17 protein-coding genes are annotated in these 22,238 nt (G+C 62.8%); 6 read left to right on the plus strand and 11 right to left on the minus strand.

Annotation, left to right across the window (positions count from 1 at the left end; all coding sequences use genetic code 11):
- Positions 1-356: 356 nt before the first annotated feature.
- Together K0F85_RS21740 and K0F85_RS21745 are read left to right on the plus strand one after the other, a co-directional pair.
- Complete coding sequence (locus tag K0F85_RS21740; protein WP_219118002.1) at positions 357-1,355, plus strand: LLM class flavin-dependent oxidoreductase; 999 nt, start codon at positions 357-359, stop codon at positions 1,353-1,355.
- Between the two features lie 195 nt (positions 1,356-1,550).
- Entirely contained in the window at positions 1,551-2,765 is a 1,215-nt protein-coding gene (locus K0F85_RS21745) for an MFS transporter (RefSeq protein WP_219118003.1), read from the plus strand.
- Positions 2,766-2,813: 48 nt separating this feature from the next.
- Here K0F85_RS21745 and K0F85_RS21750 read toward each other — a convergent pair whose 3' ends face one another.
- The 6 genes from K0F85_RS21750 to K0F85_RS21775 all read right to left on the minus strand — a co-directional run bounded on the left by K0F85_RS21750 (position 2,814) and on the right by K0F85_RS21775 (position 10,161).
- A complete protein-coding gene (locus tag K0F85_RS21750; RefSeq protein ID WP_219118004.1) occupies positions 2,814-4,454 on the minus strand; it encodes a M28 family peptidase in 1,641 nt (546 codons plus the stop codon).
- 136 nt (positions 4,455-4,590) lie between these two features.
- Positions 4,591-5,427, minus strand: coding sequence for an HDOD domain-containing protein (locus K0F85_RS21755; protein ID WP_219118005.1), 837 nt, complete (start codon positions 5,425-5,427; stop codon positions 4,591-4,593).
- Positions 5,428-5,548: 121 nt separating this feature from the next.
- Positions 5,549-6,634 carry a BMP family ABC transporter substrate-binding protein gene (locus K0F85_RS21760; RefSeq protein WP_219118006.1) on the minus strand — a complete coding sequence of 362 codons (1,086 nt, stop codon included), beginning with the start codon at positions 6,632-6,634 and terminating at the stop codon, positions 5,549-5,551.
- 21 nt (positions 6,635-6,655) lie between these two features.
- Positions 6,656-7,585 (minus strand): ABC transporter permease, encoded by a 930-nt coding sequence (locus tag K0F85_RS21765; protein ID WP_219118007.1) that lies wholly within the window; start codon positions 7,583-7,585, stop codon positions 6,656-6,658.
- Entirely contained in the window at positions 7,578-8,654 is a 1,077-nt protein-coding gene (locus K0F85_RS21770) for an ABC transporter permease (protein WP_219118008.1), read from the minus strand. Before K0F85_RS21770 ends, K0F85_RS21765 begins: the two co-directional genes overlap by 8 nt.
- Positions 8,647-10,161, minus strand: a complete 1,515-nt coding sequence (locus K0F85_RS21775) for an ABC transporter ATP-binding protein (RefSeq protein WP_219118009.1) — start codon at positions 10,159-10,161, stop codon at positions 8,647-8,649. Before K0F85_RS21775 ends, K0F85_RS21770 begins: the two co-directional genes overlap by 8 nt.
- A 440-nt stretch (positions 10,162-10,601) precedes the next feature.
- Between K0F85_RS21775 and K0F85_RS21780 the strand changes: the two genes are divergently transcribed.
- Positions 10,602-11,414, plus strand: coding sequence for an outer envelope protein (locus K0F85_RS21780; RefSeq protein WP_219118010.1), 813 nt, complete (start codon positions 10,602-10,604; stop codon positions 11,412-11,414).
- 317 nt (positions 11,415-11,731) lie between these two features.
- Positions 11,732-12,655, plus strand: coding sequence for a tRNA glutamyl-Q(34) synthetase GluQRS (gluQRS, locus tag K0F85_RS21785; RefSeq protein ID WP_219118011.1), 924 nt, complete (start codon positions 11,732-11,734; stop codon positions 12,653-12,655).
- 76 nt (positions 12,656-12,731) lie between these two features.
- Here the strand turns inward: gluQRS and K0F85_RS21790 are convergent, their stop codons facing one another.
- Positions 12,732-14,963 carry a TonB-dependent receptor gene (locus tag K0F85_RS21790; RefSeq protein WP_219118012.1) on the minus strand — a complete coding sequence of 744 codons (2,232 nt, stop codon included), beginning with the start codon at positions 14,961-14,963 and terminating at the stop codon, positions 12,732-12,734.
- Positions 14,964-15,479: 516 nt separating this feature from the next.
- Between K0F85_RS21790 and K0F85_RS21795 the strand changes: the two genes are divergently transcribed.
- Together K0F85_RS21795 and bla are read left to right on the plus strand one after the other, a co-directional pair.
- Entirely contained in the window at positions 15,480-18,155 is a 2,676-nt protein-coding gene (locus tag K0F85_RS21795; RefSeq protein WP_219118013.1) for a PAS domain-containing hybrid sensor histidine kinase/response regulator, read from the plus strand.
- On the plus strand, positions 18,148-19,041 hold the full coding sequence (bla, locus tag K0F85_RS21800; protein WP_219118014.1) for a class A beta-lactamase: 894 nt from the start codon (positions 18,148-18,150) through the stop codon (positions 19,039-19,041). Before K0F85_RS21795 ends, bla begins: the two co-directional genes overlap by 8 nt.
- Here the strand turns inward: bla and K0F85_RS21805 are convergent, their stop codons facing one another.
- The 4 genes from K0F85_RS21805 to K0F85_RS21820 all read right to left on the minus strand — a co-directional run bounded on the left by K0F85_RS21805 (position 19,042) and on the right by K0F85_RS21820 (position 22,232).
- The gene (locus tag K0F85_RS21805) at positions 19,042-19,476 is read right to left on the minus strand and encodes a DUF695 domain-containing protein (RefSeq protein WP_219118015.1); all 435 of its coding nucleotides are present in this window, start codon (positions 19,474-19,476) and stop codon (positions 19,042-19,044) included. It lies immediately after the preceding gene.
- Positions 19,477-19,514: 38 nt separating this feature from the next.
- Positions 19,515-20,177, minus strand: coding sequence for a hypothetical protein (locus K0F85_RS21810; protein ID WP_219118016.1), 663 nt, complete (start codon positions 20,175-20,177; stop codon positions 19,515-19,517).
- A gap of 119 nt (positions 20,178-20,296) precedes the next feature.
- Complete coding sequence (locus tag K0F85_RS21815; protein ID WP_219118017.1) at positions 20,297-21,160, minus strand: hypothetical protein; 864 nt, start codon at positions 21,158-21,160, stop codon at positions 20,297-20,299.
- Between the two features lie 76 nt (positions 21,161-21,236).
- Positions 21,237-22,232 (minus strand): PHB depolymerase family esterase, encoded by a 996-nt coding sequence (locus tag K0F85_RS21820; protein WP_219118018.1) that lies wholly within the window; start codon positions 22,230-22,232, stop codon positions 21,237-21,239.
- Positions 22,233-22,238 lie beyond the last annotated feature (6 nt).

A 22,238-nucleotide genomic window follows, 5' to 3' on the forward strand; every position in this document is an offset into this window, starting at 1 on the left:
ATGCAGCATACCCGTGTAGTGCCAGAAGACGGCCAATAAAGTGGCAATCTGCGGCGCGCACGTCTGCAGCGACGGCGCGCCGATCTGCACCTGCTGCAGCACAAGCGGGATAGCCACTTCCTGCGCCGCCTGACAGGTTTTTTGAACATGGCGGGGCGCATCAAGTGGCGAGGCACACGCTAGCATCGCCGACACCAATTTGCCACCGATACGAGTTTTTTACCGATCAGTACGCAAATTCCCGATTCGCATTATCATGTGTCCAGCTGTCTTCCCTGCCAAGGCTGACCCTGTTGCCATCAGGAGATAGACAAATCGTCCATTGTGATTTTCCACCAGGTCCCGATATCGCTACCATGATTCCATTTTCCATACTCGACCTTGCGCCCATCGCCGAAGGCAGCAACGCCAGCCAGTCGTTCAAGAACACGCTCGACCTGGCGCAACACGGCGAACGCTGGGGCTACAACCGCTACTGGCTGGCCGAACACCACGGCATGCCGGGCATCGCCAGCGCGGCCACGGCCGTCGTCATCGCCCATGTGGCGGCCGGCACCAAGACCATCCGCGTGGGTGCGGGCGGCGTCATGCTGCCAAACCACTCGCCGCTGGTCATCGCGGAACAGTTCGGCACACTGGAAGCGCTGCACCCGGGCCGCATCGACCTGGGACTGGGCCGCGCGCCCGGCTCCGACGAGACGACGGCGCGCGCGCTGCGCCGCGACCTGCAGTCCGACGCCGAGCAGTTTCCGCAAGACGTGCTGGAACTGATCGATTACATGTCCGACGAGCCGCGCCAGCGCGTGCTGGCCGTGCCCGGCAAGGGCGCGAAAGTGCCCGTGTGGATATTGGGGTCTAGCCTGTTCGGCGCCCAGCTGGCCGCCCACCTGGGCTTGCCGTACGCCTTCGCTTCGCACTTCGCGCCGCAGATGATGTTGCAAGCCGTGGCCTATTACCGCGAGCACTTCAAGCCCTCGAAACAACTGGCAAAGCCGTATGTGATGCTGGGTTTTAACGTGTTTGCCGCCGACACGGATGCGCAAGCGCAGCTGCGCGCCACGTCGATGCAGCAAGCCTTCGTCAACCTCCGCACGGGCCGCCCGTCACGCTTGCAGCCGCCCGTGCCCGGCTATCTGGAGCAATTGGGCCCGCAGGAACGCGCCATGCTCGATTCCGTCCTGTCGTGCACGGCCATCGGCGCGCCGGAGACGGTCAAGGCCAAGCTTGCCGCCTTCATCGCCGAGACGGGCGCCGACGAACTGATGATCACTTCGCAAATCTTCGAACACCAGCACCGGCTGCGCTCGTATGAAATCACGGCGCAGGTGCATGCGGAGCTGGCCCGCGCGCAGTAAGTTTCACTCTCTCTCGGTATTTCCCCAAATACCCTTTTCCCGGCCATCGGCAACGATCGCCGGGATTTTTTTGCCCGCTGTTTTGCCCGCTTTTTTGCCTGCCACCCAGCCGCAAAATCGGCCGCGCCCGGCAAGAAATGCGTAGCCCCGCTATCATGCTGATCCAAAAGCGTCATTCCAAGAAAGTTGTATCGCATGAAATCTGCACCATCTTCCGTCGATGCCAGCGCCCTGCTGAGCTCCACCCGCATCCTGCTGTTTGCCCTGTCCGCCGGCGTGCTCGTCGCCAGCCTGTATTACGTGCAGCCGCTCACGTCCATGCTGGCCGCCTCGTTTGGCGTCAGTGTGCCGCAAGCGGGCTATCTGGTGACGGCCACGCAAATCGGCTATGTGCTGGGCATCGTGTTTTTGGTACCGCTCAGCGACGTGCTGAACCGCCGCCAGTTGCTGACGTGGATGCTGATCGCCAAGATAGGCGCCCTGCTGTTGGCCGCCACCAGCCAGAATATTATTGTCTTTGCCATCGCCAGCGTCTTGATGGGGATCACGGCCAGTGCATTGATGGTGGTCACGGCCATGGTGGCTTCGTATGCGCCCGACCATAGCCGGGGCCGCATGGTGGGCACCGTCATGACAGGCTTGTTGCTGGGCATCTTGCTGGCGCGTACCGTCTCCGGCACGGTGTCGCAGATCAGCGGTGGCTGGCGCACCGTCTACGTGCTGGCGGCCATCGTCGTGGCCGCCTTGCTCATCATGCTGCGCCACATCCTGCCGAACGAAGTGCCGCGTGGCAAGCTGCAATACGGCAAGCTGATGGCTTCCTTGGCCGACATCATCCGCCAGGAACCCTTGCTGCGCCAGCGCGCCCTGTTCTCGGGACTGGGCCTGGGCACCTTCAGCGTGTTCTGGACGGGGCTGACCTTCTTGCTCAGCGGCGCACCCTACCACTATTCGGAAATGCAGATTGGCCTGTTCGGTCTGGCTGGCGCCACGGGCGCCTTTGCCGCGAATACGGCGGGCCGCATGGCCGACCGCGGCTACGCGCGCCAGGCCACGTGGCTGCTGGCCGTCGCCTCAATCGCAGGTTGGGCCCTGATCGGCTTTGGCGCCCACTCGCTGACGCTGCTGCTGATCGGTATCGTGCTGCTGGACATGGGCGTGATGGGCTTGCAAGTGACGCACCAGTCCATCATCTATAAATTGGCACCGCATGCGCGGGCGCGCGTCACTACCGTGTTCATCGCGGGCGGCTTCATCGGCGCCTCGGCAGGCTCGGCCCTGGCCAGCGCCAGCTTCGCCGCCGGCGGCTGGCCCGCCCTGTGCATGGTGGGCGGCGCCATGCCGCTGTTGCTGCTGCTGGTGTGGAGCAAGTACCGCCACACGCAGCGCCGCTTGGAACGGGCAAGTTAAGCCCAAGGCGCGAAAAAAACCGCTCGACCAAGCGGTTTTTTTACGTCCTTACTGCGCTTGCGCGCGCGCCTTGCCGAAGGCATCGCCCGCCTTCCAGGCCGGCATCCTGGCCGCATTTGCCACGGCCTGCCCCAGGTTCAAGGTGAATTGCGCCTGCTGCGTCATGCCGGACAGATCCCAGCTGGCATCGTACTCATCGGTGACCTGGTGGTAGCGGGGGCCGTAGGCGGCCGCCCTGGCTTTCGATGCTGCCACATCCTTGACGTACTCGCGTCCGCCATTGATGGAAAACGCGGGCACGCCCGCCTTGGCAAAGCTGAAATGGTCGCTGCGGAAATAACCGCCAGCCAGGTCGGGACGGGCTGGCGCGATATGCATGCCCATGGATTTCGCGACACTCGCCGCCATGGCGCCCAGCTCCGTACGCTCACTGCCCTGCACGCCGATGTCGTGCGTGGCGCCGACGAAATTCAGGCTGTCCAGGTTCAGGGCGGCAGCCGTCTTGTCCAGGGGCCACAGCGGGTCGGCCGCGTAGGCGGCGCTGCCCAGCAGACCCTGCTCCTCAGCCGCCACCCACAGGAATATCTGCGTGCGTTTCGCAGGCTTTTTCACGGCTTCCTGCGCCATGGCCAGCAAGCCGGCCGTACCGGAAGCGTTGTCGACGGCACCGTTGTAGATCGTATCTCCGCTGTCACCTTGTTTGCCCAGGTGATCCCAGTGGCCGCTGTAGATGACGGCTTCTTCCTTCAATGTCGGATCGGTGCCCGGCACCATGCCGGCGATATTGAATTGCTCTACCTTGCGCACGGCGGACTTCATGTCGCCCGACAATTTGGCATTCAGCGCGACAGCCTTGAAATCCTTGCTTTCCGCTTGCGCGCGCAAGGCGTCCAGATCCTGGCCGCCGGCCGTGAATAAACGACGTGCAGCATCTTCCGCGATCCAGCCCTGCAGCGGCGTGCCGCTTGTCCTGTCCGCCAATTGAAAGCGCTCGCTACCGCTCCAGCTGTTTTGCACGACGCTCCAGTCATACGAGGCCGACGGTTTCGTATGGATCAGCAATACACCCGCCGCTCCCTGGCGCCTGGCTTCCTCGAATTTATAGGTCCAGCGGCCGTAATAGGTCAGCGCCTTGCCGGCGAAACGGTTCGGTTCGGCATTAGTGGGCTGCGGGTCGTTGACCATCATGACGACGATCTTGTTTTTGACATCGGCGCCCTTGAAATCGTTCCAGCCTTCTTCCGGCGCCGTGATGCCGTAACCGACGAACACCAACGGCGCGTCAAAGGTGTGGGCGGCAACGGAGTCGCCCGTGGCCCAGACCCAGTCCGGGCCGAACGCCAGCGGCACGGCCTTGCCGCCCGCCACGGCTTGCAGGCTACTCTCGGCAGGCATGGATTTCACGCCAGCAATTTGCACGCTCTGGCGGTAGCTGTTGCCACGCACGGGGCGCAAGCCGGCCATCAGCGCCTGGGTTTCCAGGTAGGCCACCGTCAGGTCGGCGCCGCGCTGGCCCGTGCCCCGGCCTTCGAGCAAATCGCTGGACAGGAAGGCCAGGTGGGCGCGCAGGGGCGCTTCCTGCACGATGGGCAAGTCCTTGGCGGCAGGGGCGGCGGCGTGCGCGGAAAACGCCAGTGCCAGGCTGGAAGCGAGCGCCGTGACGGCCAGGGAAGAGAACAGCTTCTGCATAAGATCCTTTGGGTAAGAGGAGACATTCAGTCCGGCGGATGGCCGAGCCGGCGATTGTATGCCATGGGACAGGCACAGCAAAATGCGGACGAAAAAAATCCCCGCAGCAAGGGCGGGGATTTCATGGCGGGGTAAGTTACACCAGCAAGGCGGCCGCCAGGGATTCGATCTCTTCGGCCGATTCCTCGAGAATGGTGTGCAAGGTGCTGCCGCCGATGCCGAAGTCGATCTTCGCCGCCGCAAGGCGCCGCTCGGCGCTTTCCGGCGGGTGCAGGGGCGAGCCGACGGGCGACAAATCGTTGGCCAGCACCAGGGTCGCGCCCAGGGTGCGGGGCGGGAACGGGCTGCCGCCGTGCCACATGCCTTCCACTGCCTGCAAGACCATGTCGGGCACTTGCAGCTGGCGCAGCACGCCGCGGCCGATCAGTTTTTCGCCGTACTCGATCCAGTCTTCGGTATTATCGTCGAGCAAACCCGGATATTCCTCGGCGCGCGACAGCAGATAAAAGCCGCCAACTTCGTGCACGATGGCGGCGAACATGGCCGTTTCCACGTCCACGTGCGTGACTTTCCTGGCGATCACCTGGCTTAGCGCGGCCACGTGGGCCGTGTGTTCCCACAGCCTGGCCGCCTTGGCGCGCAATTGCGGGTCCGTGATCTGGCTGCCCAGCTGGCGCACGATGACAGACGCCACCATCGATTTCAAGGTGGCAAAGCCGAGGCGGGAGACGGCTGCGCGCACATTGGCGATTTCATTGCCGGACCGGTTGTAGGCGGCAGAGTTGGCCAATGCCACGACGCGGGCCGACAGCAGCGGCTCGGCCATGACCATGCGGGCGGCCGCTTCGATATGGCAATCGGGGTCGTCCAGCGCTTCCTGCAGCTTCAAGGTGACCTTGACGTTGGCGGGGAACGTCAGCTCGCCCTTGCTCGCTTGCAGCGCGATAATCTTGAATACTTCCAGTCTATCCATGGGTCAATCTCCGGTACGGACCTGTGCAGGCTCTGCTATGTGGATGGGCCGGGAAGGCGCACTGCGTCCCGGCCCTGCTCCCGTTTCCGGCAATATTACAGCATGTTTACAGCCAATCCTATTACTTTCCGGAAACTTTCCCTGCCACCCCTTCGACAAAATAATCCATCTTCGTCAGCGCCGCATCGTCCAGCACGCCTTTGTCCAGGCGCACCTTGCCATCGTTATCCTTGATCGGCGCGCTGAAAGGATTGAGCTTGCCAGCCACCAAGTCTTTCTCACGCGCCAAAACAAACTGTTTCACGTCGGTGGGCACGGCGGCGTTGATGCCTTCCAGCTTGACCATGCCATCCTTGATGCCACCCCAGGTGCTGCTGGTTTTCCACGTACCATCCAGCACGGCTTGCGCCTGCTTCGTGTAGTACTCGCCCCAATGGTGGGTGACGGCGGCCAGCTGCGCCTTCGGCCCGTACTTTTTCATGTCCGAGTGATAGGCGATCGCATACTTGCCCTTCTCTTCGGCCGCCTGCACCACGGCGGTGGAGTCGGTGTGGTGGGTGACCACGTCGGCGCCCTGGCCGATCAGGGTGATGGCCGCGTCGCGCTCCTTGCCCGGATCGAACCAGCTATTGACCCACACTACTTTCACTTCCGCCTTCGGATCGACGCTGCGCATGCCGCGCGTGAAGGCGTTAACTCCCTGCAACACTTCCGGGATGGGGAACGCCGCCACATAACCGGCCACGTGCGTCTTGCTCATCTTGCCTGCCAGCACGCCTGCCAGGTAGCGGCCCTCGTAGAAACGGGCATTCGTGTTGGCCACGTTGACGGCCGTCTTGTAGCCGGTCAGGTGGATGAACTTCACATTAGGAAATTGCTTCGCCACTTTCAAGGTGGGATTCATGTAGCCGAACGAGGTCGTGATGATCAGCTTGCTGCCCGTTTGCGCCAGGTCGCGGATCACCCGCTCCGCATCAGCGCTTTCCGGCACGTTTTCCACATACTTGGTGGTGATCCTGTTGCCCAGCGCTTTTTCCATTTCCTTGCGCGCCTGGTCGTGCTGGGTGGTCCAGCCCGCGTCGCCGATGGGGCTTATGTAGACAAAACCGACATTCAATGGCGCAGCGGCGGGCGCGGCGGCCATGACGGACATCACGGGCATCAGCGCGGCACTGCAAACGGCGGCGCACAATAGTTTCTTGGACATGGTTTTCCTTGTGGTGAGTGATTAATTTCCGGGATTGAAATTTTTCCCCAGCGAAGCGGGCATGTTGAGCTTGATGTAATTGGCATTGCTGGAAATGAGCACCAGCACGACGATGGCCGCCACATACGGCAGCATCGACAGCAGCTGCGAGGCGATGGGCACGCCCAGCGCCTGCGCATGGAAGGTCAAAATGGTGATGCCGCCGAACAGGTAGGCGCCGCCCACCACGCGCGCGGGTCGCCAGGTGGCAAAGGTGGTCAGCGCCAGCGCGATCCAGCCGCGTCCCGCCACCATGCCCTCGACCCACAACGGCGTGTAGACCAATGACAGGAAGGCGCCAGCCAGGCCGCAACAGGCGCCGCCGAACAGCACGGCCGCCAGGCGGATGCGGCGCACGGGATAGCCCAGCGCATGCGCAGACGACGGCGACTCGCCCACGGCGCGCAGCACCAGACCGGCCCGCGTGCGGTACAGAAACCAGGCGATGGCCATGCACAGCAATAGCGACAGATACACCATGGGATGCTGGCGAAACAGGGCCGGCCCCAGCACGGGAATATCCTCCAGGAACGGGATGCCGAAGCGGCCGTTGTGCAAGCTGTTGCCCACATAGTTCAGGCCGATATACGTGGACGCGCCCGCGCCAAACAGCGACAAGGCCAGGCCCGTCGCATACTGGTTCGTGCCCAGCCACACGGTCAGCCAGGCAAAGAAGCCGGACAGCACCATGCTGGCCCCCGCCCCCGCCAGAAAGCCCAGTGTGGGACTGCCCGTGTTAACGGCCACGGCAAAGCCCGTGATGGCCGACACCAGCATCATGCCTTCCGCACCCAGGTTCACCACGCCCGCCTTTTCATTGACGAGCAGCCCCAGCGCGGCCAGCATCAGCGGCGTTCCCGCATTGATGCTGGCGGCGATCAGGGGCGCTATCGTCAGGGCCAGGTTATCCATGTTTCCTCCAGCGCAATTTGTATTGGATCAGCACGTCGCAGGCGAGCAAGGCGAACAGCAAGATGCCCTGGAACACGCCCGTGATCGCGCTGGGCAAGCCGAGGCGCGATTGCGCCAGTTCGCCGCCGATATAGAACAGGGCCATGACGAAGCTGGAGAAAATCACGCCCACGGGATGCAGCCGTCCCACGAAGGCGACGATGATGGCGGCAAAGCCGTAGCCGGGCGACACCGTGGGCGTCAACTGCCCCATCGGTCCCAGCACTTCGCAGGCGCCCGCCAGGCCGGACAGGGCGCCGCAGATCAGCAGGGACGACCATAAAGTCTTGCGCGAAGAAAAGCCCGCATACCGGGCGGCGGCCGGCGCCATGCCGCCCACGCGCAGGCGGAAGCCGGCAATGCTGCGTGACAGATACAGCCAGCCGCCCAGCGAGGCCAGCGAGGCGAAGACGATGCCCACGTGCAAACGCGTATCACTGATGAGCATCGGCAGCAGCAAGCCATCGGACAGCAGTTTCGACTGGGGAAAATTGAACCCATCCGGGTCGCGCAGCACGCCGTACACGAGATAGCTGAGCAGCAATTGCGCGATGTAGACCAGCATCAGCGAGACGAGGATTTCGCTGGCGTTGTAGCGGTCGCGCAGCCAGGCTACCAAGCCCGCCCATGCCATGCCGCCGGCCATGCCTGCCAGCAGGGCAACACCGATGACGGCCGCGCCACCGACGCCGTCATCGAGGTACAGGGCGGCCGCGCCGCCGCAGATGGCACCCAGGGTCAACTGCCCTTCCGCGCCGATGTTATAGATGTTGGCGCGAAAGCAGATGGCCAGGCCGACGGCGATCAGGAGCAGCGGCGCCACCTTGAGTCCCAGCTCGGACCAGCCATGCGCGTCGCGCAGCGGTTCGACGAAGAACACGGCCAGTCCCGCCAGTGGATCGTGTCCCAGCGCAAGAAACAATAGCGCGCCGCATAGCACGGTAAGCAGCACGGCCAGCACGGGCGACAGCCATGACATCAGCCGCGACGGTGTGGGCCGGGCTTCCAGGCGCAAGGCGAACTTAGCCATGGGCAGCCTCCTGCGGCCACAGCCCGCTCATCCATTGCCCCACGAGGGTCACGCTGGCCTCGCCCACGTCCAGCGACGGGGACATTTTTCCTTTCGCCATCACCAGCAGGCGGTCACTGATCTCGAACAATTCATCGAGTTCCTCCGATACCACCAGCAGGGCGCAGCCCGCGTCGCGCAGCGCCAGCAATTCCGCGCGGATCTGCGCTGCCGCGCCCACATCCACGCCCCAGGTCGGCTGCGCCACTACCAGCACGGTGGGCTCGCGCATGACTTCGCGTCCGACTATGTATTTCTGCAAGTTGCCACCCGACAGGCTGCGCGCCAGCGCCTGCGGTCCGCCCGCCTTCACCTGGAAGCGCGCGATGATGGCGGCCGCCCGCTGCGCGATGACCTTGTGACGCACGAAGCCGTGGCGGATGGTGGCGGGTGTCTGCAAGCTCAATAGCACGTTGTCGGCCAGCCCCATGTCGGGCACGGCGCCCCGCCCCAGCCTTTCTTCCGGCACGAAGCCGAAGCCCAGGGCGCGGCGCCGGCCCGGCGGCAAACAGCCCGCCTGGACGCCGTTCAGCACGATGCTGGCAGGGGCTGCACGCAGGTCCTCGCCCGACAGGGCAGCCAGCAATTCCTGCTGGCCATTGCCGGACACGCCAGCGATGCCGACGATCTCGCCCGCGCGCACGTCGAAATTGATATCGATCAATTGCGTGGCGAACGGATGGCTCTTCGGCAACTGCAAATGCCTGACGCTCAGCATGGCCGCCCCGGGCGTGCGCGCCACGCGCGTGACGGCGGGCGGCTCGGCACCTATCATCATGCGCGACAGGCTGGCGGCCGATTCCGCGCCCGGGTCGCACACGCCCGCATTCTTGCCGGCGCGCACCACCGTGCAGGTATGGCACAGGGCGCGGATTTCGTCGAGCTTGTGGCTGATGTAGAGGATGCTGCAGCCTTCGGCCGCCAGCTGGCGCAAGGTCGTAAACAATTTTTCCACGGCGCCCGGCGTCAGCACGGACGTCGGTTCATCGAGGATCAACAGTTGCGGCTTGGCCAGCAAGGCGCGCACGATTTCCACGCGCTGGCATTCCCCCACGGACAGGGTGTGCACGTGGCGCTGCGGTTCCAGGTCCAGGCCATACTGGCGCGCCGTCACCTCGATGCGCTGCGCCAGCTCCGTCATGTTGGTGCCGGCGGGCAAACCGAGGGCGATGTTTTCCGTCACCGTCAAGGTGTCGAACAGGGAAAAGTGCTGGAACACCATGGCGATGCCCAACGCGCGCGCGGCCGACGGGTTAGCGATCTCGACCTCGCGGCCATTCCACAGGATGCGGCCGCCATCGGGCTGCACTGCGCCATAGATGATTTTCATCAAGGTCGATTTGCCGGCGCCGTTCTCGCCGAGCACGGCGTGGATCTGCCCCGGCGCCACGGTGAGATGAATGCCGTCATTGGCCACCACGGACGGATAGCGCTTGCTGATATCGTGTAATTCCAGGCGTGCCGTCATTGTTTTTTTCGTGCCTCGCTGCAGGGTCGCCGGCATGGTCGCCGGTGGGAAAAATCAAGCTGGTCGCTCTATCGTATCGGCATCCGCAGCGCTTGGGGGATGGCGTGGCGGCGCGCATTTCTATTTCCACAAAAAAACAACACCTGTATACAATTTTAAAAAAAATTATCAGCTTTACAGCAACCGCCTTGCCCCGCAAGGGTGAGAAGGTGCGATGATTATATTCAGGAACTGATAGTAACTATGCAGAAAATACATATCGTCCTATGCGTCGATACTCGCATCATGGATTGAACGGCGCGCAGTTGCTACTTCGCAGTGCTGCATGCGGGCTACGCGCCCTGCCATACCGAATACCCGTTTTCCAACACTGCCCTCAGGAGCCGAAAGTGCCAAAAACCCTACCGTGTCTGTTGCTCTGCCTCACTACGACCCTTGGCATGGGCGCCACCGCCCAGGCTGCCGAATGGAGCGATACCGCGCTGAGCTGGCGCGCCGGCAATGATTACCGCGAGCCCTTCAATCCGGACGACATCAAGAAAAACATCTTTGCCATCACGCATGCCAGCGGCTACAAATACGGCAGCAACTTCGTCAACCTGGATTTCCTCATGTCCGACAGCAAGGACCCTGGCGCACTCGGTAAAACATCCGGCGCGCAGGAGGCGTATCTGGTGTATCGCAACACCATCGACATCGGCAAGGTGCGCGGCAGCGACATCAAGTTCGGCCCCGTGCGCGGCGTTGGCGTCACTCTCGGCTTTGACGTCAACACGAAAAATGACGTCGGCTACAACTCGCGCAAGCGCATGCTGGTGGCCGGCCCGACCCTGATGTGGGACGTGCCCGGCTTCTTCAACACCAGCTTGCTGTTGCTGCGCGAAAGCAATGCCCCCAGCGGCGCCTTCCCGCCCATCTCACAAGTGACGGGCCGCTACACGTTTAAAACCCATGCCATGCTGACGGGCGCCTGGGGCATTCCATTGTCGCCGCTGTTCTCGTTCGAAGGTTTCTTCAATCTCATCGATTCGAAAGGCAAGGATGAAGTGGGGCGCGACACGGCGGTGGAAACGAATATCGACATGCAGGTGATGTACGACGTGGGCGCGGCCCTGGGCAGCGCCAAGAACACTTTCCGCGTAGGCATCGAGTACCAGTACTGGAAGAACAAGTTCGGCAATTCTGCCGCCACCACGGGCAATGTGGGCCAGACGGCGAAGACGCCGATGATACGCGCGGAGTACCATTTCTAAAATTCATTGTTCCGCATCAACACCCACGCTCGCGCCTGATGCCAGCATGAAGCTTTCCTGCTGGCGGAGAGCGCGACCGTGGAACAACTGCTTGCACATCGTCCAAATACAGCTCATCCTGTAGCTCGCTACCTTGGGCTACGATCCAATCACGTCCAGCTCATGCATCGCGCAAGACAAGATGGCATTCCAGCGGCATGACATGCCTCTGCCATTTCGCACGATTTGACACGCCTCGCGCCCTCCCCGATACTTGCTCCAACCCTAGCCAACTCCACCAGCGCAAACTACCTGTGTAGCCGCTTGCGCAAGCACGAATGAATAGTTCTCTCTCCCCTCCCTACATCGGCCGCTTCGCCCCCTCTCCCTCCGGTCCCCTGCACATGGGCTCGCTCGTTGCCGCCATGACCAGTTATCTCGATGCCAAGGTGCATCGCGGCACGTGGTTGCTGCGTATCGAGGACCTGGACTATGACCGCAATGTCGAGGGTGCCGATATGGCGATTCTGGCTACCCTGCAGCGCTGCGGCATGGCGTGGGATGGCGAAGCGACGTGGCAGAGCCGCAGGCTGCCGCTGTACGAGGCGGCGCTGAAGCAGTTGCAGGACGATGGCCTCGTGTATGCGTGCGGCTGTTCGCGCAAGGAGATCCAGGATTCCGTGCTGCTTGCAGGTACGCCCAAGAACGGAGCCGCCGTGTATCCGGGCACCTGCCGCCATGGCTTGGCGCCGGGCAAGGCGGCGCGGGCCTTGCGCTTGCGCGTACCGCAGGGGCCGCAAGCCGTGTATGGCTTTAGCGACCGCTGGGCGGGTCCGCAGCAGCAGGATCTGGCCAGCGAAGTGGGCGACTTCATCGTGCTGCGCGGCGATGGTTACTGGGCGTATCAGCTGGCCGTGGTGGTCGACGATGGCGCACAAGGCATCACGCAGGTGGTGCGCGGCGCGGACTTGCTCGATTCCACGCCGCGCCAGCTGTATCTGCAGGATGTGCTGGGCTTGCCCCATCCTGGCTTCCTGCACGTGCCTGTCGTCACGAACGACAGCGGCGAAAAGCTGTCCAAGCAGACGGGCGCCCTCGCCTTCGATACGGGCACGCATGCTGCCGAACTGCTGGCGTCGGCATTGCTGCCGGCCGCCCGCATCCTCGGTCTCGACCTGCGTGCAGACAAGGTGGACGATTTCTGGCGGCAAGCCGTTCCCGCCTGGGCGCAGCGGCTGGCACGACTTCCCGAGCGCGCATAAAAAAACCCGCCGCGGCGCAAACCGGGCGGGTTGAAGCAGGCGCTGGCCGCAAGGGCCGGCGCCTGGTATCGGGCAATTAGAAGTTGCCCTTGAACTGCACACCAAACTGACGTGGCTCATTGATGAAGCCCGTGCGGTTGTTGAAGTCGATGGCGCCCGTGATACGTTGGGTGTCGGTGATGTTGCGGCCAAAAGCGGCCACTTCATACTTGCCGGCATCCCAGGTGTAGCCCACGCGCAAGCCACCTTCGAGCATCGGCTTGCCGGTGAACTCGGTCGATTCATACAGGAAGAAATTGATCTTGCTGCGGTAAGCCCAATCCGTGAAGACGAAGAATTCGCCGTTCTCCGTCGGAATCGAATAACGGCCCGTGGCAGTGATCGTCCACTTCGGCGCTTGTGGCAACGGATTGCCGTCGATGACGGCCCGATTTGCAGCGTTGATCGGATCAGTCACAGTGCAGCGTGTTTTGTCGCAGGTGGCGATCGACAGGCTCGGATCCTTGATTTCCGTGAAGTTGTAGCTGCCGCCCAGGGACATCTTCAGGCTAGGCGTAACAAAACCTTCCAGTTCCAGTTCCGCGCCACGGCCATTCGTCTTCGCTGCGTTGATCAAACGCGTCACGTTCGAGGTGCCGCCAACGACCGTCAGTTGCTGGTTTTTTACCTGGTAGTCATACACGCTGAAGGCGACGCGGGCGCGTCGGTTGAACAGGTCGGCCTTGATGCCCGCTTCGTACGAGGTGATGGTTTCCGCATCGGCAACCGTGACAGGCACGCTGGTGCTGGCCGGAGCGATACTTGGCGCGCGGAAACCGGTGGCGATACGGGCGTAGAAGTTCACGTCCTTGTTGTACTTGTAGGTGCCGCTCAAGTCCCAGTTGACCTTGGCTTTGCTGACATCGGCGCTGGTCGGGTTGACCTGCTCGATGTTGGTCGCTTCCACCGTGTTGAAATCCTTCTTGTCCTTGGTGTAGCGCAAGCCGGCGCGCAGCATGAAGTCATCGTTGACGGCGTAGTTGACGGAACCGAAGGTGGCCCAGGCCGAGTTCTTCTGGCGGCTGGCCAGATGCGTGCCCAGCACATGTGTGTCGGAATCGAAGTTGTCGGTGAAACCGTTGGCTTCTTCGTTGAAGTAGTACACGCCAGCCTGCCAATTGAGCGGTCCGGCATTCTTCGATTCGGCGCGCAATTCCTGCGAATATTGTTTCACGCTGCTGATGCCGCCAGCCGTTTCAACCTGGAAAGGAATGAAGCCGGGGCCCGTCGGCGTGCCGCCATCGATGTCGCCATGCGACAGGTAATTGCCGACCTGTTCAAAGCCTGTGATCGAATACAACTTGATGCCGTCCAGATCCCAGCTCAGGCGGGCGCTGGCGCCGTTGGTGCGCAGGCGCTGGAAATTCGGTGCATTCGTGAACGACTTGTTCGGATCGAAGCCGTCGACGATATCATTCGTGCCTTGCTTGATCATGTTGGCGAAGAAGATGCGCGCGCTACCCGTGGTATTGCGCTGGTGCACATTGAACAGGGCGTTGAACGTGGTGTTCGGCGCGTACAGCAATTGCACGCGTTCGGCATGTTCGTTATAGCCGTCCAACGCGTTTTTCTGGCCCGTAAAGGTATTGTCGACGTAATCGTCGCGGTGCTGGCGCAGGGTCGAGAAGCGCAGCGCCCATTCTTTGCTCAGCGGCACGTTGACGGCGCCGTCGAAGTTGCTGGTGTTATGCGTGGCGGTGGAAACGTTGTAATAGCCTTCAACCTTGTCCAGGTTCGGCTTGACGGATTCGAACTTGACCACGCCGGCAGGCGTATTGCGGCCGAACAAGGTGCCTTGCGGGCCGCGCAGCACTTCTACGCCAGCCACGTCGAAAATCGGATAGCCCTTGAGGATAGGGTTTTCTTGCACGACATCGTCGTAAATCAGGGAAACAGGTTGCGATGCAAAGATGTTGAAGTCGGTATTACCGTAGCCGCGGATGTAGAAGCGGGGGAAGGTGCGGCCATTCGACGATTCCACGTTCAGACTCGGCACTTTACCGGCCAGCACGCGGATATCCTGACCACTCGACACCAGCACGTCGAGCTTCTCGTCGCGCAATAGCGATACGGAGACGGGCACGTCGCGGATATTTTCCTTGCGGCGCTGTGCCGTGACGGTCACGGTTTCCAGCTGGCTGGCGGCAGGGGCCGTATCAGCAGCGACTTCATCAGCATAAGCCGTACCGATAGGCAAGGCAGCGGACAGGGCCAGCATTGCGGCGCTTTTGGCGCACAAACGCTTGTGCATCTTTGACATCTTGATCATGTGGTTTCCCAGAAGTTTAAAAAAAGAATTGCGAAATCTGTCTTTCTTGCAACCTGTCTCCGGGTTATATACGGCGCTGGACGATCGTTTGCACCATCACGGTGCAACAGCGCGAGCGAATGTTCCCCCGCTCTCGGCGTCACTGGCTCTGCCCTGGCTGCCACGCAAGCGGACAGCGGTTGCGGCCGCATCTCTGGGATGTCTGATGAGCGCCAACTTTTTAGTAAGGCGCCAATTTAATTCAAGCGGCTTATGCGCGGCAAGAATATTGTTATGTAAAATATTCATTCACCAACATTCAAGGCTGACTAGTGGTTATTCAGCCACAATATGGACATGGGCTGGCTGTTTTGCCCGTTTTCCGGCCCTGGCGCCACCATTTCAACAAGGCGGCAAAAATGCGCCTGGAAGACAGGCCCGGGCCGGTATTTGACTGTAATATCGCCGTACTTGACCTTGCCGTGCTGCCACATTCCAGTGCAGCGGCGGCGCGCCGCACCATTACTGACCTTCTCCATGCCAGAACCGAGCCTGCATAGCCAAGACTTGCCCACTTCCCCCGCCGCCGCCCGGGCCGCGCATCTATTGCTGGGCGCGCATTGCGATATCGTCTGGAGCACGAAAACCTTCGGCCAGTTCGATAGCGACCAGCCTTCCTGGCGCGCCTTCACGGGCCAGACCGAGGCAGAACTGCTGGGCCGCGGCTGGCTCAATGCCCTGCATCCGGACGACCGCAACTTGCCCTACGTCATGCCATCGCATCTGACGAGCGTGTTCGAAGCGGAATACCGGCTGCGCCACGTCAGCGGCGCCTACCGCAATATGCTCGTGCGCATGCTGCCGGTGCTGGCGCCCGACGGCAGCATTCTTGAATGGCTGGGTTCGCATTGCGACGTGACGCAGCAACGGCAGACGGAACAGCGGCTGCGCCTGGCCATGCAGGGCGGCCGCATGGGCACGTGGGAGATCGACCTGGGCAGCGGCAGCATGGCCGGTTCCGATGCATTCAAGGCCAATCTGGGCCTGCCACTTGCCAGCCACATCGAATACGTGCAGTTGATGGGTATCATGCTCGACGGCGACCTGCAGCACTGGCAAACGGTGGTGCATGCCGCCATCGCCAGCGCCAGCGATTTCGAGATCGACATCCGCGTGCGCTGGCCCGACGGCTCGCTGCACTGGGCGCACATGCGCGGTACTTGTGCCAGCGACGGCGCCGGCAACGTGATCGCCCTGTCCGGCATCTCGCTCGACTTGACGGCCAGCAAGCAGAATGAGGAAACCCTGCGCCTGACCCTGGCGGCCGGTGACGTGGCCACCTGGAACTGGGACATCGGGGCCGACCGAGTCACGGTCGACAGCAATATGGCGCGTTTGTTCCCCGTCCATGCCGATGCGGCCGCGGCGGCGCCCCTGGCGCGCTACCTGGACATCATCCACCCCGATGACCGCAAGCAAGTCAGTGCGCAGATTACACAGGCGCTGCACGCGCACACGCCGTTCGAGGCCAGCTACCGCATCGCTGCCGGCGATGGACAGTACCGCTCGGTGATCGCGCGGGGCCGCGCGGAATACGCGCCCGACGGCACGCCCTTGCAATTTCCAGGCGTCCTGCTCGACATCACGCGCCAGAAACAGGTGGAAGACGCACTGCGCCGCAGCGAGGAACGCTACCGCACCCTGATCGACCTGATGGACCAGGGTTTTTGCGTCATCGAGATGCTATACAACGAGCAGGGCCGCCCCGTCGACTTCCGCTACCTGGAAGGCAACGCCGCCTTCGTCAAGCAGTCGGGGCTGGACGATGCCATCGGCAAGACCATCCGCAGCATCGTGCCCGACCACGACCAGCACTGGTTCGACCTGTACGACCAGGTCCTCAAGACCGGCGAGCCTGCGCGCTACGAAAATGCCGCCGTAGCCATGGAGCGCTGGTTTGAAGTCTTCGCCGCGCGCCTGGGAGGCCCCGGCAGCCGTCTGCTGACGGTGCTGTTCAGCGATATCAGCGAGCGCAAACGCTCGGAGCAGCAATTGCGCCAGCTGGCCGACAACCTGTCCGAGATGGACCGGCGCAAGACGGAATTCCTGGCCACCCTGGCGCACGAACTGCGCAACCCGCTGGCACCCATCCGCAACGGCTTGCAAATCATGCGCCTGGCCGCCGACAAGCCCGCCACCGTGGCGCGAGTGCGCGACGTAATGGAACGGCAAGTCAATCAGATGGTGCACCTGGTCAACGACTTGCTGGATGTGGCCCGCATCACGCGGGGCCAGATCGAACTCAAGCTCGAACGCACGGATCTGAAAACCATCATCGCCAGCGCCGTGGAAACGAGCATGCCGCTGATTGAAGCGAGCCATCACCAGTTGCAGGTGGCGCTGGACGCGCAGGCACTGCCGCTCGAGGCCGATCCCACGCGACTGGCGCAAGTGCTGGGCAACCTGCTCAACAACGCCGCCAAATACACGCCCGCTGGCGGCCACATCGCCTTGCGCGCGGTGCGCGATGGCAACGAGGTCTTGATCGAGGTCAAGGACAGCGGCGTGGGCATCCCGGCCGAGTCGATCGCCACCGTCTTCGACATGTTTACCCAGGTGGGACAGAACATGGGCAGGGCGCAAGGCGGGCTGGGCATTGGCCTGTCGCTGGTGCGGCGCCTGGCCGAGTTGCACGGCGGCAGTGCCACGGCGAGCAGTCCCGGCGCCGGCCTGGGCAGCACCTTTAGCGTGCGCCTGCCCCTGGTGGCGGCGGAGCGGGCCGCGCCCGCCGCGCCGGCCTCGCAGGGCGGCGCCACCAGCGGCCCGTACTTCCGCGTACTGGTGGTCGATGACAACGTGGATGCGGCCGATACCCTCGCCGCCGTGCTCGACATGATGGGCCATGCCACGCAAGTGGCCCACGACGGCGCGCAGGCCCTGGCCGTGGCGCCGCAATTCTTGCCAGATGTCATTTTCCTCGATATCGGCTTGCCCGGCATGAACGGCTATGAAGTGGCGCGCGCGCTGCGCCGGATACCGGCCGGCGCCAACGTCGTACTCGTTGCCTTGACGGGCTGGGGTGCCGAAAACGACCGCAGCCAATCGAGCGCGGCCGGCTTCGACCACCATCTGACCAAACCGGCCAACCTGCTCGCCATCGGCGAACTGCTGGCTACCCTTTCCACACCAACAACACTCCCACACCATGACTGACTCCCTGAACCACCTCCGTCGCCACCTCTTGCTGGCCAGCGGCGCCACCCTGCTGTGCCCGACACCGCTGCTGTTTGCCGCGCCCGCCACCGGCATCGCCGCCGCCCACACGCAACTGGCCGCGCTGGAACAGGCCGCCGGCGGACGCCTCGGCGTTGCCGCCTGGCGCCAGGGCAGCGAGCTGCGCGTCGCCTATCGCGCCGACGAACGCTTTCCCCTGGCCAGCACCTTCAAGGCCATGCTGGCGGGCGCCGTGCTGGCCCGCAGCGTCAGCCAGCCGGGCTTGCTGGATCAGCACGTAAGCTACGAGAAAAAAGACCTGGTCACGTATTCGCCCATCACGGAAAAGCATCTGAGCGACGGCATGAGCGTGGCGGACCTGTGCGCCGCCACCTTGCAATACAGCGACAATAGCGCGGCCAATTTCTTGATGACAGTATTAGGCGGGCCGCAAGCCGTGACGGCGTTTGCGCGCAGCATCGGCAATACGGTGTTTCAGCTGGAACGCTGGGAAACGGAATTGAACAGCGCCATCCCTGGCGAAGTGCGCGACACGGCCAGCCCTGCATCGATGGCGCACAGCTTGCAGCAACTATTATTAGGCAATAGCTTGCCGGCGCCACAACGCCAGCAGCTCGACGCCTGGATGCGCGGCAATACGACGGGCGACAAGCGCATCCGCGCCGGCGTGCCGGCCGGCTGGCAGGTGGCCGATAAAACGGGCTCGGGCGCGTATGGCAGCGTCAACGATATTGGCGTGGCCTATCCGGCCAGCGGCGCGCCGCTGGTCATCGCCGTGTACTACACGCGCGAACAGAAAAAAGCGGATACGAACCAGGACATCATCACGGCCGCCACACGCATCGTGACAGCCGCGCTGGCGTAATTACTGCGGCAGGGCTGCCATGAAACCCGCGTAAGTCGACCAGGCGGGGTCGGCCGCGCTGCGAATTTCAATCGGGAATTTCGGACGCGACGCCAGCGCCGTGTTCAGGCGATTGAAAAATTCCTCGCCCGACTGCGTGTAATAAATCCATTCGCGCAAGTTTTCGCCCGTGGATACCAGGGCCAGAGTGGCGAAGCCGCCCTCTTCCACCACGGGCGCCAGCGCCGCTTCCAGCTCTTCCATGTGCTCGCGCTCGTTCGGCGCGGGCATGCCCGTTTCGTCCTCATAACGCCAGGCGATGATGATGCGGTCCGGTTGCGACGACAGGTCCCAATCGTCATGAAAGGCGTCGACGTAACGGTAGATGATGGCCATCTCGTCACTATGCGTGACGATGGTGCCCCAGCTGCGGGCGGAAGTGGAATTCTGGTTCATGATTGCAACAGTCAAAAAATAAATCGGGGATGCGCAGCTTACAGCACCGGCGGGCAAGTCACATTCCAGGCGTCATACTGGGCGCCGCTCTTGCGTAGCCAGATACGGGCGTAGCTGTCGCGGTCGCTCTTGAACACCAGCGCATAGCGCTCTTCGGCACGCGGCGCAGCGGCGCCCACGTCGACGGCCGCCAGGGTAAACTTCAGCGCCCGCAAGGGAGCGCAGGCAGTGTTGCCCGCCATCAATAATCGCGCCCGCTCCAGCAGCGGCTTCTGGTATAGCAACACGCCTTCCAGTTCCACATCGGGGATGCGTTGCAGCATACGCACGGGTTCGGCCACGGCGCGGCAGGGGCCACGGTCGAGCCAGGCGTAATACTCCATGCCCGCCTCCTGCCAGCGCGCCTGCTTGCCCTCGCCGTGCAGCACGAACTTGCTGCGCTGCGTACGGCACAGCGCGCCATGGCCGCGATACGGCGGGGTTTCCACGCTGCCCACCACTTCGCTGCCGCGGCTGCCGACCACGGGCACGCTCTCGAACACGGTGCGCGTGGCCGGCTCGCCCGGATATTGCTGTGCATAAAAGTCGAGCAAGGACGCGCGCTGCTGCGCATCGACCGCCACCGCCTCGGCGGCACTGGCAGAGAGGCAGACGGCCGATACTACACACAGCGCCAAGGGGCGCACGAAATAGGTTGGCATGGCATTCCTTCAATCCGAGTTCTGGGGCGGGTATCACCCAAGCGCAGATTATATAGTTACCGGGAAATACCGGGAGGACGCAGTGTCAGGATGCGCCAAAGGCATCTGCAAATGCTTCTTCAGTCGGAACCCGCCAAGGTTTCCAATACTTCCATCAACTTTTCCCGCTTCGCCAGCAAGGCGGGATCAAACGCCGTCCACCGTTCCAGACGCAGCGCATACGCTGGCGTCATCATCGAGCCGAACACCTCCGCCTTGTCTTCCTCGGGACCATAAGCTGCGTACAGGCTGACGAGTCCCGGCTGCGGGTGGCCGAGGTTTTGAAAACCCTTGCCGTAAGCCGTGGCGCCGCCCTGGCCGTAGGCTATGCCGGGCGGATTCAGGGCCAGCCAGGCGGGGTCGCGGTAATAGAAATCGTTGAACAGGCGGTATTCGATGAAATGGTAATACTCATGGTGCACGCGCAGCTCCATGCCGGACGGACACAGAGCGGCCAGCAGGTTGTCGGCGTAGACGACGCTGTCGATTTCCGGCGCCGGCATGGCCATGCGGCGCTGGCCATCCACGCTCAAGTCTTTCACCAGCACGACGTGGCGCAGGCCCGTGCGCGCGAAGACGCCGGCCGGGTAGCGTTCCATGGCCGGCAAGACGATGCTGAGCAACAATTGCAGCCCGGCGCGGTCTTGCTGCGAATCGCTGAAGGCCTGCGCCTCGCCACCGGGAATGGACAAGCTCCAGGCGGGCGCCAGTTGCAAAGCCGCCAGGCGCGCCGTGGCAATCGCCTGCAGTTGCGCCACGCTGGCGTCGCTGGGCGCAACGGGCGCATAGCGCACGTTCCAGTCGCATTCGCTGCGCATGCTGTCTTGCTGGGCGGCACGCTCGAACGCTTGCGCGTAGGCCGCCGACGGTGCGGGCGGGCCGACGCTGGCGCAAGCGGACAGCAATGCAAGGGCAACACAGGACAACAGGCGGCAAGCAGGCATGGGATCTTTCACAGGCATCAACAATGGGGCGCAATCACTGCGCGCCATTGTACAAGCCGCCCATTTCCTCACGCCATCAACGCTGGTAATGCTTGAAGAAATTCCAGCTGATCACGGTGGCGTCCGGCCCCAGTTCATCGCTGAACGGCCAGCCCGGAGGCCCGCCGCTCCACGCATGGTTCATGCCCTCGACCGTGTACTTTTGCGCGATGACGGCGCCGTTGTGCCGATACGTGTCGATGGAGTAGCTGCGGCCATACGGCACTGTCTGGCGCACGATGCTGTCGGCACGGTAGCGCACGCTGTCATTATCGAGGCCATCGTCGCCATAGTCGCTGGTCTGCAGGAATTGCTCGATGGTTTGCTCGCCGTTGACAGGGTTGACGACGATGTCGGAAGTGCCGTGGAACACCATCGTCGGCATCAGGCGGCGCGGCGAACCGGAACAGCGCCAGGCATCCTTGCCGCGTACTTTCGGATCGAAGGCACTGCCGTTGAACAGCGAATCGGCGGCCGTGAGCATGCCGATGGCGCCCTTGTACATGCCACCCGAATGCACCATCACTGCGGCGAACACATCCGAGTAACAGGCGGCCATGATGGATGCCATGGCGCCGCCGGCCGAAATGCCCGTCACATATACGCGGCTGTTGTCGACCGCATATTTGTTCTTGATCTTGTTCAAGATGCCCATCAGCACGGCCGGCTCGCCCGTGCCCCGCTCCTGGTTCAGCGGCAGCATGAAATTCCAGCAGCGCATGGGGTTGGCCGTGACGTTCTGGCGCGGATAGACGACGATGAAGTTTTCGCTGTCGGCCAGTTGGTTGTAGCGGCTGACGGCGGCCATGCTGTTGGGCTCGGAACCGCAGCCATGCAGCATCAGCACCACGGGCAGCGGCGTGTTGGGGTTGTAATTGCTCGGTAGCCAGACCTGGTATTCGCGTGAGCCCCACAGGCTCGCGTACAGGCCGAAGTCCCACTGCCCGGCAAAGGCCGGCAGCGCTGCCAGCAAGCCGCAGGCGGCGATGCATGCAGATAAGATATGACGCAGTTGCTGATGCAGATTTGCCATGCCAGT

The organism is Janthinobacterium sp. UMAB-56 (assembly GCF_900095265.1).
Lineage (GTDB): Bacteria > Pseudomonadota > Gammaproteobacteria > Burkholderiales > Burkholderiaceae_D > Janthinobacterium.